The organism is Aeromonas sp. SG16 (assembly GCF_024436135.1).
GTDB classification, from domain to species: Bacteria; Pseudomonadota; Gammaproteobacteria; order Enterobacterales; family Aeromonadaceae; genus Aeromonas; species Aeromonas jandaei.
In genome coordinates this window covers 185,407-200,730 of the sequence record NZ_JANFNW010000006.1, presented here as the reverse complement: position 1 = coordinate 200,730, position 15,324 = coordinate 185,407, and the positions used below count along the sequence as shown (strand labels likewise).

At 61.2% G+C, this 15,324-nt stretch carries 12 protein-coding genes, 2 tRNA genes and 1 pseudogene; 8 read left to right on the top strand and 7 right to left on the bottom strand.

The features are described from left to right. Positions 1–23: 23 nt before the first annotated feature. Positions 24–1,280, bottom strand: a complete 1,257-nt coding sequence (hemA, locus tag NOM67_RS15410) for a glutamyl-tRNA reductase (protein ID WP_255938443.1) — start codon at positions 1,278–1,280, stop codon at positions 24–26. Positions 1,281–1,406: 126 nt separating this feature from the next. Here hemA and lolB point away from each other — a divergent pair, with 126 nt between their 5' ends. From lolB to ychF, 7 genes and pseudogenes are all read left to right on the top strand, one after another. Then, on the top strand, positions 1,407–1,985 hold the full coding sequence (gene lolB, locus NOM67_RS15405; RefSeq protein WP_033115318.1) for a lipoprotein insertase outer membrane protein LolB: 579 nt from the start codon (positions 1,407–1,409) through the stop codon (positions 1,983–1,985). Further along, positions 1,985–2,855: pseudogene (gene ispE, locus NOM67_RS15400) on the top strand (4-(cytidine 5'-diphospho)-2-C-methyl-D-erythritol kinase). Before lolB ends, ispE begins: the two are co-directional and overlap by 1 nt. After that, positions 2,835–2,909 (top strand) — tRNA-Gln (locus NOM67_RS15395). Before ispE ends, NOM67_RS15395 begins: the two are co-directional and overlap by 21 nt. A 187-nt stretch (positions 2,910–3,096) precedes the next feature. Further along, positions 3,097–4,044 (top strand): ribose-phosphate pyrophosphokinase, encoded by a 948-nt coding sequence (locus NOM67_RS15390; protein ID WP_005343846.1) that lies wholly within the window; start codon positions 3,097–3,099, stop codon positions 4,042–4,044. Between the two features lie 101 nt (positions 4,045–4,145). After that, positions 4,146–6,134 (top strand): bifunctional UDP-sugar hydrolase/5'-nucleotidase, encoded by a 1,989-nt coding sequence (locus tag NOM67_RS15385; protein ID WP_255938436.1) that lies wholly within the window; start codon positions 4,146–4,148, stop codon positions 6,132–6,134. A 193-nt stretch (positions 6,135–6,327) separates the two neighbouring features. Further along, on the top strand, positions 6,328–6,918 hold the full coding sequence (pth, locus tag NOM67_RS15380; RefSeq protein WP_033115315.1) for an aminoacyl-tRNA hydrolase: 591 nt from the start codon (positions 6,328–6,330) through the stop codon (positions 6,916–6,918). 61 nt (positions 6,919–6,979) lie between these two features. Then, positions 6,980–8,071, top strand: a complete 1,092-nt coding sequence (gene ychF, locus NOM67_RS15375; RefSeq protein ID WP_033115314.1) for a redox-regulated ATPase YchF — start codon at positions 6,980–6,982, stop codon at positions 8,069–8,071. 127 nt (positions 8,072–8,198) lie between these two features. On the opposite strand, the gene NOM67_RS15370 is transcribed toward ychF, so the two are convergent. From NOM67_RS15370 to NOM67_RS15345, 6 genes are all read right to left on the bottom strand, one after another. Continuing rightward, positions 8,199–9,629: a gamma-aminobutyraldehyde dehydrogenase gene (locus tag NOM67_RS15370; protein WP_255938435.1), complete on the bottom strand. Its 1,431-nt coding sequence runs from the start codon at positions 9,627–9,629 to the stop codon at positions 8,199–8,201. A 19-nt stretch (positions 9,630–9,648) separates the two neighbouring features. Next, positions 9,649–10,446 (bottom strand): ABC transporter permease, encoded by a 798-nt coding sequence (locus NOM67_RS15365; protein WP_033115312.1) that lies wholly within the window; start codon positions 10,444–10,446, stop codon positions 9,649–9,651. Continuing rightward, on the bottom strand, positions 10,436–11,389 hold the full coding sequence (locus tag NOM67_RS15360) for an ABC transporter permease (protein WP_104014120.1): 954 nt from the start codon (positions 11,387–11,389) through the stop codon (positions 10,436–10,438). The genes NOM67_RS15365 and NOM67_RS15360 overlap by 11 nt, the downstream gene beginning before the upstream one ends. Continuing rightward, positions 11,386–12,384, bottom strand: coding sequence for an ABC transporter ATP-binding protein (locus NOM67_RS15355; protein WP_041210697.1), 999 nt, complete (start codon positions 12,382–12,384; stop codon positions 11,386–11,388). The genes NOM67_RS15360 and NOM67_RS15355 overlap by 4 nt, the downstream gene beginning before the upstream one ends. Before the next feature lie 44 nt (positions 12,385–12,428). Beyond that, positions 12,429–13,556, bottom strand: a complete 1,128-nt coding sequence (locus NOM67_RS15350; RefSeq protein WP_033115309.1) for an ABC transporter substrate-binding protein — start codon at positions 13,554–13,556, stop codon at positions 12,429–12,431. Positions 13,557–13,691: 135 nt separating this feature from the next. Continuing rightward, positions 13,692–14,615 (bottom strand): LysR family transcriptional regulator, encoded by a 924-nt coding sequence (locus NOM67_RS15345; protein WP_033115308.1) that lies wholly within the window; start codon positions 14,613–14,615, stop codon positions 13,692–13,694. Positions 14,616–15,247: 632 nt separating this feature from the next. On the opposite strand from NOM67_RS15345, the gene NOM67_RS15340 reads away from it, so the two are divergent. Next, positions 15,248–15,324: transfer RNA gene (locus NOM67_RS15340), tRNA-Met, on the top strand.

Genomic DNA, 15,324 nt, shown 5'->3' with positions numbered 1-15,324 from the left:
ACCAGCATGGTAGCCCCGAAAAATTACTCTTGTGACAACCCCAGTGCCTGCCGCAGACGGGACAGCGCACTCTCGTCGCCCTGGGAGGCCGCCTGGCGCAGGGCCTGGGTCGGCGCATGGATCAACTTGTTGGTGAGGCGATGGGCCATCGCCTTGAGCGCCTGTTCGGCACTCTCGCCCTGGGCCAGTGCCAGCAGGGCGCGTTGCAACTCTTCGTCAGCGACCTGCTGGGACTGCTGACGGTAGTCGCGAATGAGATCAACCGAGCTCTGGCCGCGATACCAGCCCATGAACTCGTCGCGCTCCTCCTGCACGATCACCTCGGCTTGTGCCGCGGCCCGTTTGCGGGTCTCCAGGTTCTGCTCGATGATCCCTTGCAGGTCATCCACCGTGTAGAGGTAGGCGTCGGAGAGCTCATCCACTTCCGCCTCGATGTCGCGCGGTACGGCGATATCGACCAGAAACATCGGCTTGAAGCGGCGGGCCTTGAGGGCACGCTCCACCATCCCCTTGCCGATGATGGGCAGCGGGCTCGCGGTCGAGCTGATGACGATATCCGCCTCATGCAGATAATCGGGGATCTCTTCGAGCGTCATCACCTGGGCGCCAAATTCGGCAGCCAGGGTCTGGGCCCGTTGCAGAGTCCGGTTGGCCACCATCATCTGGGTCACGTTCTGTTCACGCAGATGGCGGGCCACCAGCTCGATGGTTTCGCCGGCACCGACCAAGAGCACCTTGGTCTGGGAGAGGTCGGCAAAGATGCGGCGGCCAAGGCTGACGGCCGCAAAAGCCACCGACACGGCGCTCGCGCCAATCTCGGTATCGGTACGCACCCGTTTGGCCACCGAGAAGGATTTCTGGAACAGCCGCTCCAGCGCCCCCTTCACCGACTCCGCCTGCTGGGCATGGGCGTAGGATTGCTTGATCTGGCCGAGGATCTGCGGCTCTCCCAGCACCAGCGAGTCGAGCCCGCACGCCACCCGCATCAGGTGGCGCACCGCCTCTTCGTCATGGTGCTGGTAGATGGCGCTGACCAGTTCCGCCGCATCCAGCCCGTGGAACTGCTGCAGCCAGCGCAGCACCTCGCTCTGCTGTTCACCGGCCAGATTGCAGTAGAGCTCGGTCCGGTTGCAGGTGGAGACGATCACCGCCTCGTTGATGCCGGGTTGGTTCACCAGCTCACGCAAGGCGCGATCGATGCAGTCCGGGCCAAAGGCGACCCGCTCCCGCAAGGCGACACTGGCGGTGTTGTGGTTGATTCCGAGGGCAAGCAAACTCATGAGTGGGCGACGATCATTTCATACGCTGGGTGCAAAGGCTGCCAATTGTACGAGAAAGGGTAAGTCTTTAAAAGCAATACGGCCGCCCCGTATACTGTGGCAAATTCCTCTCTCTGGAGCCTTCTCTTGCTGCTACGTATTTTTACCCTCGCCTGCCTGCTGATCCTTGGTGGTTGTGCCACCACCCAGCCCCAGCGGGCCCAGGTCAACTGGGATCAGGAGCGAACCCGCCTCGAACAGCTCACCCATTGGGAGCTTTCCGGCAAGATGGCCATCATCACCCCCCAGCAAAAGGGCAGCGCCCGCCTCAACTGGCAGCAGGATGGCGATGATTATCGGCTCAACCTCACCAGCCTGATCGGCACCAGCATTCTCGAGCTATCTCGCAGCAAGGGCGAAATCACCCTGATCGACAGCGAGGGCAAGCGCCACCAGAGCCAGGATGCCGAAGGGCTTATCTATCAGCTCACCGGCTGGAACATTCCGGTCGCCGGACTGCCGGAGTGGATCAAGGGGCTGCCGGGCGAAGCCGACTTCGAGCTCAACCCCGACAGCAGTCTGGCCCGCGTCCGTGATGGCCAGTGGCAGATCGTCTATGGCGACTATCGGGATCAGGATGGCTACCGCCTGCCCCACCAGCTGACCATGACCGGTCAGGGCAGCCGCCTCAAGCTTCAGATCAACCAATGGACTCTTGCACGCTAATGGCTTCCACACGCTGGCCGGCACCGGCCAAACTCAACCTGTTCCTGCACGTCAATGGCCGTCGTCCGGACGGCTACCACGAGCTGCAAACCCTGTTCATCTTCCTCAACCACGGTGACTGGCTCGAATTCGAGGTGATTCCAGATAGCAACACCCTCACCCTGAGCCCGGCCATTCCGGGCGTACCTGATGAACAGAACCTCATCATCCGTGCTGCCCGCCTGCTGCAGGCAAAGCTGCCGAGCCCGCAAGGTGCCCATATCCGGCTGGAGAAGGTGCTACCCATGGGCGGCGGCATTGGCGGCGGTTCGTCCGATGCAGCGACTACGCTGGTGGCACTTAACCACCTCTGGCAAGCGGGTTTGAGCGAAGATGAACTGGCAGCGCTTGGCGTGCAGCTGGGCGCCGATGTGCCGGTCTTTGTCCGTGGCCGGGCGGCCTTTGCCGAAGGGGTTGGCGAGCGGCTGCAACCGGTTGAATTGCCCGAGTCATGGTATCTGGTGCTCAAGCCGGATTGCCATGTGGCAACCGCTGTCGTGTTCCAGGATCCGGACCTGCCCAGAGCCACTCCGAAGATGGCTTTGCACAACCTGATGGAGGGGGAGTGGAAAAACGATTGCGAAGCACTCGTGAAAAAGCGCCACCCCGAGGTTGCCAATGCGCTCGGCTGGTTGCTAGAATACGCGCCGTCAAGAATGACGGGCACAGGAGCCTGCGTCTTTGCTCAGTTTGAAGACGAAGTGACTGCTCGGGAAGTGTTGGCCAGAGTGCCGAAGGGGCTGGATGGGTTTGTCGCCAAGAGCGAGAACATATCACCACTCCTCGCCACTTTGCAACAATTCAAATGATTGGGGTATCGCCAAGCGGTAAGGCAGCGGGTTTTGATCTCGCCATCCCTAGGTTCGAATCCTAGTACCCCAGCCAATTTGATCTGATGGCAGTGACGCGGGCGATGTCGTGCTCGCCCACGTCGCAGGGCTCACCCCCCTTTCTGCCATCCCGATGCGGCTAATCCCTTGCTCGTTGTCTGGCTAAATCGTTTGCCCCAAAACGATAAGGGTCTGATTTCAGACTCCCCCACATACTGGATGCAACCCCGAGGTTTCAAACCGTGCCTGACATGAAGCTGTTTGCTGGTAACGCAACGCCGGAACTAGCCCAGAAGATCGCAGATCGCCTGTTTATCAAACTCGGCAATGCTGCCGTAGGTCGCTTTAGCGACGGCGAGATCAGCGTACAGATCAACGAGAATGTACGTGGTGGCGATATCTTCATCATTCAATCCACCTGTGCCCCGACCAACGACAATTTGATGGAATTGATCGTCATGGTGGATGCACTGCGTCGTGCTTCAGCTGGCCGTATCACTGCCGTAATCCCCTATTTTGGTTATGCCCGTCAGGACCGTCGCGTCCGCTCCGCCCGTGTGCCCATCACCGCCAAGGTTGTCGCTGACTTCCTCTCCAGCGTGGGTGTGGATCGCGTGCTGACCGTTGACCTGCATGCCGAGCAAATCCAGGGCTTCTTCGACGTTCCGGTAGACAACGTATTCGGTAGCCCGGTGCTGCTCGAAGACATGAAGTCCAAGAACCTCGAGTCCCCTGTCGTTGTATCGCCGGACATCGGCGGCGTAGTGCGCGCCCGCGCCATCGCCAAGCTGCTGGACGATACCGACATCGCCATCATCGACAAGCGTCGTCCCCGTCCGAACGTCTCCCAGGTCATGCACCTGATCGGTGACGTTGCCGGCCGCGACTGCATCATCGTTGACGACATGATCGATACCGGCGGCACGCTGTGCAAAGCTGCAGAAGCCCTGAAAGAGCGCGGTGCCAAGCGTGTATTCGCCTACGCTACCCACCCGGTCTTCTCCGGTTCTGCCGTCGAGAACATCAAGAACTCCGTGATCGACGAACTGATCATCACTGACTCCATCCCGCTCACCGCGGAGATGAAGGCAGTTGGCAAAGTCAAACAGCTGACCCTCTCGACTGTTCTGGCCGAAGCCATTCGTCGCATCAGCAACGAAGAGTCCATCTCTGCCATGTTTGAGCATTGATAGATTCAGCAATAACGAAAACCGCCATCAGGCGGTTTTCGTCTTTCTAGACCCCGGCTATATGTACGACCCTGCCTGTGGCAGGTGTTAAGGATTTACCCATGAATGGCTTGCGCCCCCTCCTGCTTGCGACCCTGACCTCCGCCCTCTTCGCCTGTCAGCCTGCCAAAGAAAATCAGCCCTTCGTGCTGACGCTGGCTCACATGAACGATACCCACTCCCAGTTTGACTCGGTCAACGCCGAGCTGAAGGGGCATATCTTTGCAAAGGAGGGAGAGACCGATACCCTCTACACCCGTTTTGGCGGCTACCCGCGGCTGCTGACCATGGCCAAGGCCTATCAGGCCGATGCGCTGGCCCAGAACCACGCCATGCTGCTGCTGCACGGCGGCGATGCCTGGCAGGGCAGCGGCTACTTCAAGCTCAACGAGGGGATGGCCAACGCCGAGCTGCTCAACCAGTTCGGCCTCGATGCCATGGCCCTTGGCAACCACGAATTCGATCTCGACAACCAGAAGCTGGCCCGCTTCATCAAGGGGGTCAACTTCCCGGTTCTGGCCGCCAACCTCGATACCAAGGCCGATCCCGCTCTCAGCAAGGTGGCCAATCTCAAGCCTTTCACTGTCTACGCCTTTGACGGCAACCAGAAGAGCCCGGTCACCGACATCAACAACCTGCCGCAAGGCAAACAGCTGGTCGCAGTCATCGGTCTGGTGCTGGAAGATATGGGCAACATTGCGCCCAACGTCGGCAAGCTGCGCTTTGCCAAAGAGGTTGAATCTGCCCAGGCCACGGTGGATATGCTGCAAGCCAAGGGGATCCACCAGATCGTGGCGCTCACCCACATCGGCAACGAGCGGGATCTGGCGCTGGCCGCCAAGGTGAACGGCATTGATGCCATCGTCGGCGGTCACTCCCACAGCCTGCTCGGCGATTTTCGCAATATCGGCTGGGGCAACACCGGCGAATACGCCAAGCTGGTGACCAACCCGGACGGCATCGGCAAGACCTGCGTGGTGCAGGCTGGCTCCTACGCCCAGGCCATTGGTCTGGCGCAGGTGAGCTTTGATGGTCAGGGTCATGTGACCGACTGCCAGGGCCACAACAGCCTGCTGGCCAGCCGCGACTTTTTCGCCGATGCGGCGCGCAAGCAGCCCCTCGACGAGAACCGCAGCAAGGAGGCGAGCCAGTTCGTCGACAACCAGCCCAATCTGGTTACCGTGGATGAAGATCCCCGCCTGCGCGGCATCATCGACAGCCACTACAAACCGGCGCTGGAGAAGGCCTATGGCCCGGTGATCGGCACTATTCCCGAGCAGTTGCAAAATGCCCGTCGCCCCGGCGACAACGGCAGCGACAACCACGGCTCCGACGTGGCACCGCTGGTTGCCGAAGGGGAGTTCTACTGGGCCAATACCCCGGCTGTTCAGGCCCTGACCGGTGGTCCGGTCGACTTCGCTCTGGTGGCGGTGGGTGGCGTGCGCGCCGAGCTGCCGGCCGGCGAGTGGCGCGAGGGGGACAGCGCCCTCACCCTGCTGCCGTTCAAGAACCAGCTCGCGGTGCTGACCCTGACCGGCGCCGAGGTGCGTGCCCTGCTGACCGAGACCATCACCGCCACCTTGCCCGCCAGCGCCCATGCCGGCAAGTTCCCCTATGGTGGCCACCTGCGCTACACCTTCCAGGAGACCAGCGCAGGCAAAGCGGGCACACTGACCCAATTGCAGCACAAGACGGCGAGCGGCGAGTGGCAGGATCTGGTGGATAGTCAGCGCTATCGCGTGGTGATGAACGCCTACAGCGCCAACGGCAACGACGGCTGGCAGGCACTGGCCAATGCCCAGCGTCAGAAGAGCGAGCGGGTCGACATCGCCAGCGTCAACGGCAAGCTGACCGCCTTCCCGGTGCTGAGAGTTGCACAAAACGGCGAGTTGCTCGGCGCCGTCTATGCCCCGGGCAAATCCCTCGACTGCAAGGCCGCCGGGGTCGATTGCGGTACCGATGCAGCCTCCTTCGTCGAGTATGTGCGCGATGCCCGCCCCACCCTGACCGCGCTGGATGAGGAAACTGTCACCCTGCTGCGCGCCAAATAACCGGGTCATCAGCAAATCGACAGAGAACGGGCCTCTCGCAAGAGGCCCGTTTGTCATCCATTGGCCGCCAAAATCGCTCAAATCCCGCCATAACATGCACATTGGTTGAGTGATCGCCACTCGGCGGCTAGAATATTGCGTCCTATTGCCCTGGGTAGTGTGCCCACGGCAGCTGCGAGTGAAGACATCAAGCGTGACAAGCCAAATCAAACTGATCGTCGGACTGGGCAATCCCGGCCCGGAATATGCCAAAACCCGCCACAATGCGGGCGCCTGGTATGTGGAGCAACTGGCCCGCTGGCACAATGTCAGCCTGCGCGAAGAGCCCAAGTTCTTCGGCCACACGGCCCGCATTCTGGTTGATGGGCAGGATGTGCGACTGCTCATCCCGAACACCTACATGAACCTCTCCGGCAAGGCGGTCGCCGCTCTGGCGCGTTTTTATCAGATTGAGCCGGAAGCGATTCTGGTGGCCCATGATGAACTGGATCTGCCCCCGGGCATCGCCAAGTTCAAGCAGGGTGGTGGTCACGGTGGCCATAACGGCCTCAAGGACATCATCGCCAAGATGGGCAACAACAATAACTTCTTCCGGCTGCGCCTCGGGATCGGCCATCCCGGAGCCAAGGAGCTGGTCGCCGGCTTCGTACTGACCAAGGCGCCCAGCAGTGAACAGAACCTGATCGATGCCGCACTGGACGAGTCCCTGCGTGCCACCGACATCCTGTTCAAACAAGATATGACCAAGGCAATGAACCGGCTGCACAGCTTCAAGGCCGAATAAAGCATGACACGGGCCGCCTGCGGGCGAGCCTCACAGCATCCATCAAGTAAGGTAACAATCCATGGGTTTTAAATGCGGTATCGTGGGCCTGCCCAATGTAGGCAAATCCACCCTGTTCAACGCGCTGACCAAGGCCGGTATCGAAGCCGCCAACTTCCCGTTCTGCACCATCGAACCGAACACCGGTGTAGTACCGATGCCGGATCCGCGCCTCGATCAGCTGGCTGCCATCATCAATCCGCAGCGCGTTGTGCCTACCACCATGGAATTCGTCGACATCGCCGGTCTGGTAGCAGGTGCCTCCAAAGGTGAAGGTCTGGGCAACCAGTTCCTGGCCAACATCCGTGAAACCGAAGCGATCGGCCACGTAGTGCGCTGCTTCGACGACGAAAACATCATTCACGTTGCCGGCAAGGTCTCCCCGGCTGACGATATCGAAGTGATCAACACCGAGCTGGCCCTGTCGGATCTGGACGCCTGTGAGCGCGCCATTCACCGCCAGTCCAAGCGCGCCAAGGGCGGCGACAAGGATGCCAAGCTGGAAGTCGAAACCCTGGAGAAGATCAAGGTCGCGCTGGAAAACGGCCAGATGATCCGTGGCATGAAGCTGGACAAGGAAGAGCTGGCCGCGGTCAGCCACCTCAACTTCCTGACCCTCAAACCCACCATGTACATCGCCAACGTGGCGGAAGATGGTTTCGAGAACAACCCCTATCTGGACAAGGTGCGCGAGATCGCTGCTGCCGAGAACGCAGTTGTCGTGGTCGTCTGCTGCGCCATCGAAGCTGACATCGCCGAGCTGGACGACGAAGATCGCGCCGAGTTCATGGCAGACCTTGGCATCGAAGAGCCGGGTCTGAACCGTGTTATCCGCTCCGGCTACCAGCTGCTGAACCTGCAGACCTACTTCACCGCCGGCGTGAAAGAGGTGCGTGCATGGACTATTCCGGTCGGCGCCACTGCCCCGCAAGCGGCTGGTAAGATCCACACCGACTTCGAGAAGGGCTTTATCCGTGCCCAGACCATCGCCTTTGAAGACTTCATCACCTACAAGGGTGAGCAGGGCGCCAAAGAAGCGGGCAAGATGCGCGCCGAAGGCAAGGACTACATCGTCAAAGATGGCGATATCATGAACTTCCTGTTCAACGTCTAATCCTGCGCTGGCCGCAGTTTGCGGCCCGGGACGACAAAAAGCCCATCCGGCAACGGATGGGCTTTTTCTTTTGCGCATAGCAACGCGGCCTTGCCACTTTCACCAGGCCGTGGCTCAGCGCTGATTGCTAGAGCTTGACCATGATGTGACGCGGTACCGTGTAATCCTCCAGCGCATAGAGGGAGAGATCCTTGCCGTAACCGGACATCTTCATCCCGCCGTGGGGCATCTCGGTGGCCAGCATGAAGTGGGTATTAATCCAGGTGCAGCCATACTGAAGCCCCGCCGCCACCTTGTGGGCCAGCCCCAGATCGCGGGTCCAGACCGAGGAGGCGAGACCATAATCGGAGTCATTGGCCCACTGCACCACCTGCTCGGCATCGCTGAAACGGGTCACCGACACCACGGGGCCGAACACTTCGCGGCGCACGATCTCGTCCTCCTGACGGGCCCCCACGATCAGGGTCGGCTCGTAGAAGAAGCCGCTGCCGGGGCGCATCCGCCCGCCGGTAGTCACCTCCATATGGCCGCTGGTGACGGCCCGTTCGACAAAGCTCGCTACCCGATGGCGCTGGCGGTCGGAGATAAGCGGCCCCATCTCGACCCCCTCTTCGTGCTGGGTGCCCACCTTGATGGAGGAGACGGCATCGGTCAGGGCGGCAACAAAGCGGTCGTGCAACTTGTTCTGCACATAGATGCGGCAGGCGGCGGTGCAATCCTGCCCGGCATTGTAGAAACCGAAGGTGCGAATGCCAGCCACCACCGCATCGAGATCCGCATCGTCAAAGATGATGACCGGGGCCTTGCCACCCAGTTCGAGGTGGGTGCGCTTCATGGTGCGCGCCGCGCTCTGCAGGATCTTCTGACCGGTGGCGATATCGCCGGTGAGCGACACCATCCGCACCAGCGGATGCTCCACCATTGGCGCCCCCACACTCTCGCCACGGCCGCAGATGATGTTGATCACCCCGTGCGGGAAGATCTCGCTGGCAATCTCCGCCAGCAGCAGAGCGCTCAGCGGAGTCTGCTCCGATGGCTTGAGCACCACCGTATTGCCGGCCGCCAGCACGGGGGCAATCTTCCAGGCGGCCATCATCAGCGGGTAGTTCCAGGGGGCGATGCTGCCCACCACCCCGATAGGGTCACGGCGAATCATGCTGGTGTGGCCGTCGAGGTACTCGCCCGCCAGCGGCCCGTGCAGACAGCGGGCCGCTCCGGCAAAGAAGCGGAAGCAGTCCACTACCGCCGGCAACTCGTCACCCAACACGGCTGTATAAGGCTTGCCGCAGTTGAGGGACTCGATGGCGGCGAAGGCCTCGGCCCGTTCCTCGATGGCGGCGGCAAGGCGCAGCAGCAGGTTGCTGCGGGTCGCCGGCGTGGTATGACGCCAGGTGCCAAAGGCTCGCTGGGCGGCGTTGACGGCGCGGCTCACCTGCTCGAAGGAGGCCTCCGGCAGCTGGACAATCAGCTCACCGGTCGCGGGGTTGAGTACCGGTTCGCTCGGGCCCTCTCCTGTTACAAACTGGCCGTCGATAAGTTGCTGGGTCGAAATGTTCATGAATAACCTTCCTTGGTAATTAGCGCACGGCGTCGTTGCCATCGCGGGTCAGGTAATAGGCGAGCAGGATCGGCACCGTGGTGACGGCGACGATGATAAGGGCAACCACGTTGGTGACCGGGCGATCTCGCGGCCGGATCAGCTCCTGATACATCCAGATGGGCAGCGTGGTCTGCTGGCCGGCGGTAAAGGTGGTGACGATCACCTCGTCAAAGCTGAGGGCAAAGGCCAGCATGCCCCCCGCCAGCAGCGCAGTGGCGATGTTGGGCAGGATGACGTAACGCACGGTCTGGAAACCGTCGGCCCCGAGATCCATCGATGCCTCGATAAGCGAGCGGTTGGTACGGCGAAAACGGGCCAGCGCATTGTTGTAGACCACCACCACGCAGAAGGTGGCGTGGCCGATGACGATGGTCCAGAAGCTGAAGGGGATCTCCAGCGCACCGTAGGCCGAACGCAGCGCCAGACCGGTCACTATCCCCGGCAGGGCGATAGGCAGGATCAGCATCAGCGAGACCATCTCCTGACCGAAGAAGCGGCTACGGGCGATGGCGGCAGCGGCCAGCGTCCCCAACAGCAGGGCAACCAGAGTGGCAAGGCTCGCCACCTCCAGCGAGAGCTGGATGGCGCGCCAGACATCGGGCCGTTCGAAGGTCACCGCAACCCAGTGGAGGGTAAAGCCCGGCGGCGGGAACTGGTAACTCTTGCTCTCGGTGGTGAAGGCATAGAGAAAGATAAAGAGGATCGGAAAGTGCAGGAAGGCGAGCCCGCCGTAAGCGGCTACCCGCAGGGTACGACCCGGTTGATCAAAGCGCATCGAAAGCCCCCAGACGTTTTGCAACCATCAGATAGACGGCGATGATGAGGATGGGCACCAGCGAGAAAGCCGCGGCGAAAGGCAGGTTGCCCGCCGTCCCCTGCTGCATGTAGACCACCTGACCGATGTAGAGGGTAGAGTTGCCGATAATGCCCGGGATGATGTAGTCGCCAAGGGTCAGCGAGAAGGTGAAGATGGAACCGGCCACTACACCCGGCAGCGCCAGCGGCAGCAGCAGGGTACGGAAGGTCTGCCCCGGAGTGGCCCCGAGATCGGCGCTCGCCTCGATGAGGGAGAGAGGGATCCGCTCCACGGCCGCCTGAATGGGCAGGATCATGAAGGGGAGCCAGACATAGACGAAGACGATAAAGGTGCCGATCCGTGAGAATGACAGCGAGGGGCCGCCAATCTCCGGCAGACTGAGCAGTGCCTGCAACACCCCGTCCAGCCCCAGCTGACCCGCCAGCCAGTTCACCGCCCCCTCCTTGGCGAGGATCAGCTTCCAGGCGTAGACCCGCACCAGATAGCTCGACCAGAGCGGCAGCATGATGGCGATATAGAAAAAAGCTCGCTGCCGCCCTCTGGTGTAGCGCGCCATGTAATAGGCGATCGGAAAGGCGATCAGGGCGCAGGCCAGCGTCACCAGCAGAGACATGGCAACGGTACGCAGGATCACATCCCGGTTTTCGGGGCGCGCCAGATCGATAAAGTTCTGCCAGGTGAACTCGTGGCGGATCTGGCCGCTGAACTCGTCGAGCCCGAAAAAGGAGTTGGAGAGCAGCATCAGCAGGGAGCCGGCATAGATGAGGCCAAGCCAGATGAGCGGCGGCCCAAGCAAGATCCCCAGCAGCAGACCGGAGCGGCCATAAAGCAGGTTCGAGAGGCGCCGACGCAGCGGTGCAGGGGGAAGCACGGTTGGCATGGTCAGACTCGCACTGTTCATGGGGTTGCACCCAGAGCATGCACGGCAGGTGCCGCCCAGCTCAGCGAGACCCGCTCTCCGAGCGGCAGGCGTGCCTGTCCCTCGTTGGGGTGGTTGACGATGAGTTCGATGTCACTGTCGATACGTACCCGGTAGCGCACATAGGGGCCGAGATACTCCACCTCGCGCACCTCGCCGGACCAGCCGGGCACACCGGCCGTGGCGAGCCGGATCCGCTCCGGGCGCACCATCACCTGACCACTCTGCCCGGTAAGACGGCGGGCGGCCTCCCCTTCGAACAGGTTGACGCTGCCGACAAAGCGGGCCACGAAGGGGGTGGCTGGCGTGTCGTAGATGGTCTCGGGAGAGGCGACCTGCTCGATGCGACCCTGATTGAAGATGCAGATGCGGTCGCTCATGGAGAGCGCCTCCTGCTGATCGTGGGTCACGAAGATAAAGGTGATGCCGAGCTGGCGCTGCAGCGCCTTGAGTTCGAGCTGCATCTGCTCGCGCAGCTTGAGATCGAGGGCGCCGAGCGGTTCATCCAGCAGCAGCACCCGTGGCTGATTGATGAGGGCCCGCGCGATGGCGATGCGCTGGCGCTGACCACCGGAGAGCTGACCCGGGCGGCGATCCCCCACCCCGGGCAGGCGCACCAGTTCGAGCATCTCGTCGGCGCGGCGGTGGCGGGTGGCCTTGTCGATCCCCTTGATCATCAGCCCGTAGGCGATGTTGTCCCGCACATTCATGTTGGGAAAGAGGGCGTAATCCTGAAAGACGGTATTGAGTGGGCGCTCGTAGGGTGGACGCGTCGAGCACTCCTCGCCAAAGAGGCGGATGGTGCCACCGGTCGGGTACTCGAACCCTGCCAGCATCCGCAGACAGGTGGTCTTGCCGGAACCGCTCGGCCCCAGCAGGGAGAAGAACTCCCCCGGCGCGATGGCCAGCGACACCTCGTCCACCGCCTTGACGGCGCCATAGTGACGGCTCACCCGTTCAAACTGAACTGCGTGCATGAATTGACTCCAGAGTGAGGGGCCGGCAAGCCGGCCCGGACGTGTCAGCGGCCGCCAAGAATGGCGATGTAATCGGAGACCCAGCGGTAATAAGGGACGCAGGTACCCTGGCTCTTGCACTGGCTGACCGGGGTACGCCAGAAGTGCACCCGGGCGAAGTTGTCAGCCCCGTTGGTCTTGCACCCTTCGGCGCCAAGCAGGGCATTACCCTGACAAGCCGCAGGAACCACAGGCACGGAACCAAACCAGGAGGCGAGATCTCCCTGCAGCTTGTTGTCGAGGGAGTGTTCGAGCCACTGATAGGCACAAACCGGGTGTTTGGCTTCGGCGTGCAGCATGGTGGTATCGGCCCAGCCGGTGACCCCCTCTTTGGGCACCACGGTGGCGACCGGCTGCTTGTCCGCGGCCAGGGTATTGGCCTGGAACGGCCAGGAACTCGACGCCACCACCCCTTCATTCTTGAAGTCGTCGATCTGCACGAAGGCATCGTGCCAATAGCGACCGACCAGCTGCCGTTGCTGGCGTAGCAGCTCCAGCGCTGCCTTGTACTGATCCTCGTTCAGCTCATAGGGATCCTTGATCCCCAGCTCCGGCTTGTGAGTCATCAGATAGAGAGCGGCATCGGCGATATAGATGGGGCCATCAAAGGCCTGAATGCGCCCCTTGTTGGGCTTGCCATCGGGCAGGGTCTGAGCTTCGAACACCACGGACCAGGAGTCGGGCGCCTTGGGGAATACCTTGGTGTTGTACATCAGGACGTTGGAGCCCCACTGGTAGGGCACGCCGTAGTGCTTGCCGTTTACCGTGTGCCAGGGGGCATTTTGCAGACGGGGATCAACCTTGCTCCAGCTGGGGATGCGCGACAGATCGAGGGGTTGTACCTTGCCACCGGCGATGAGACGCAGACTGGCATCTCCCGAGGCGGTCACCAGATCGAAGCCCCCTTCATTCATCAGGGCGACCATCTCGTCCGATGTAGCGGCGGTCTTGACCGTCACCTTGCAGCCGGTAGCCTGCTCGAAACCGGTAACCCAGTCGTAGTTCTTGTCGGTTTCGCCCCGCTCCACGTAGCCGGCCCAGGCGACGATGTCGACCTGTCCCTCCCCTTTCTGCGCTGCGTGCAGCGGCAGGGACGACGCCAGCAATCCGAGACAGAGTGCGGTCAGTCTCATGGTGATCTCCTTCTCCAGTAGTAAATTAACATCCTGTTAACGCTTGAGTGAGCGTAGGGGAAGGAAAGAGCAATGAGAATTTCAATTTTCAGGGGCCAAGCTATCAGTAAAAGTGATACCGATGTCGTATGAACCCTATCTGGCCGGCCCAAGCCGGGCGCGCAGCCGCCCCTGCTCCTTGGCTATTTCAATAAACTCGCGCGCCGCCCACGGCAGACGCGAGCCGCGTCGCCACACCAGCCCGATATCGATGGCGGGGATCGGCTCCTTGATCTCCCGCGCCTCCACCCGCTCCTGCTCCAGCGACCAGGGGCGATAGGCAAAATCCGGCAGCAGGGCCAGACCGAGATGGCTGGTCACCAGACTGCGCACCGCCTCCACCGAACCGGTGCGCAGCACGATGCGCGGCCGCAGGCCATAACGACGCAGTCCAGCCTGAATCACCTGCTCCATCTGGTCGGCAGTGAGGGCGATGAGCGGCTCGTTGGCCAGTTCGGTCAACGAGATGGAGGGCTGGGCGCAGAGGGGGTGATTGACCGGCAGCCAGAGCCGCAGCGGTGAGCGGGTCAGCAGCTCGGTATCAAAAGCCTCATGGCGGATGGTGCGATTGGTCATCAAGAGCCCCACATCGATCTCGCCATTGACCAGCTGGTGCTCGAGAAACGCCTGCTCATCCTCTTTCACTTCTATATGCACAGCCGGAAAGAGGCGGCGAAAGCGGCCGAGGGCATCGGAGAGGTAGTAACCCGCCACCAGACTGGTGACACCAATGGTGAGACTCCCCTCCTCTTCCCGTGCGGTTCCTTTGAGAGAGTGGGCCGCATCGCTCATGGCGCCAAGGATGCGCCGGGCATGGAGCAGAAACTGGTGACCCTGAGGGGTGAGCGTCACCCCGCGCGGGCCACGCTCGAACAGAGTGGCACCCACCCCCTCTTCCAGCTCGCGAATGGCGCCGGTGACGGCGGACTGGGAGATGTGCAGCTCCTGGGCTGCACGGCTGACCGACAGACTGTCGGCAACGGCCACGAAATAGCGGATCTGGCGAAAAGTGAAGTTCATCGGGCGTCCTTGCCTTTGGTGACTCTGCCAAGCTTACCGACTTGACCGGGTTGCGTCAGGGGAAAGAGGGGTGAGACGGCTCGCAAAAATGACGCTCACTCCCGGCTTGTCGGCCAGAACCTCCTTATATGGAACTCAAATGACAACAACCCATATTGTAATCGGGGAGCGCGGCTACGCTGGCAGCACTCAAAACCGCAAAAAGCGCCTTTGAAATGTCAGTGGTATGTCAAAAATCTCCATGTTGACCCGTTTGTAGCAGCAAATCCCCACAAGACAACGCTGCCGTGAGTGACCATCGAATAAGATATTGATTTAAAAAGTAGCAACTGGACGACATAGAAAGGAGCCAAACACTCTTCTCTCCCAGTGGCAGCCCCCTTCCCTCTCCTCTCTCCCCTATGACAAGGCAACCCTCACGAGCCTCCCTTTTTATCTTTTGCCGTTACACCAAAGCAGGAGATGACGTAAAAAAATGCAGATTGTTGGGCTTTTGCGCAACAGAGACCAATAACTGGCCAAACGCACTCAAATTGAGTTTTTCTGGCAAAAAAATGGTTGACGCCCCAGAGCCAGATACGCATAATTCGGCCCGCACGGTGACGAGGTAACGACTCACCGGAAGCAAGGTTGGCTATGTAGCTCAGTTGGTTAGAGCATCGCACTCATAATGCGGGGGTCACAGGTTCGAATCCCGTCATAGCCACCA

Excerpts from the sequence above, each read along its gene's own strand:
- hemA (WP_255938443.1), bottom strand. The coding sequence starts at position 1,280 with ATGAGTTTGCTTGCCCTCGGAATCAACCACAACACCGCCAGTGTCGCC.
- NOM67_RS15385 (WP_255938436.1), top strand. The coding sequence starts at position 4,146 with ATGAATGGCTTGCGCCCCCTCCTGCTTGCGACCCTGACCTCCGCCCTC.
- ychF (WP_033115314.1), top strand. The coding sequence starts at position 6,980 with ATGGGTTTTAAATGCGGTATCGTGGGCCTGCCCAATGTAGGCAAATCC.
- NOM67_RS15370 (WP_255938435.1), bottom strand. The coding sequence starts at position 9,629 with ATGAACATTTCGACCCAGCAACTTATCGACGGCCAGTTTGTAACAGGA.
- NOM67_RS15365 (WP_033115312.1), bottom strand. The coding sequence starts at position 10,446 with ATGCGCTTTGATCAACCGGGTCGTACCCTGCGGGTAGCCGCTTACGGC.
- NOM67_RS15360 (WP_104014120.1), bottom strand. The coding sequence starts at position 11,389 with ATGAACAGTGCGAGTCTGACCATGCCAACCGTGCTTCCCCCTGCACCG.
- NOM67_RS15355 (WP_041210697.1), bottom strand. The coding sequence starts at position 12,384 with ATGCACGCAGTTCAGTTTGAACGGGTGAGCCGTCACTATGGCGCCGTC.
- NOM67_RS15350 (WP_033115309.1), bottom strand. The coding sequence starts at position 13,556 with ATGAGACTGACCGCACTCTGTCTCGGATTGCTGGCGTCGTCCCTGCCG.
- NOM67_RS15345 (WP_033115308.1), bottom strand. The coding sequence starts at position 14,615 with ATGAACTTCACTTTTCGCCAGATCCGCTATTTCGTGGCCGTTGCCGAC.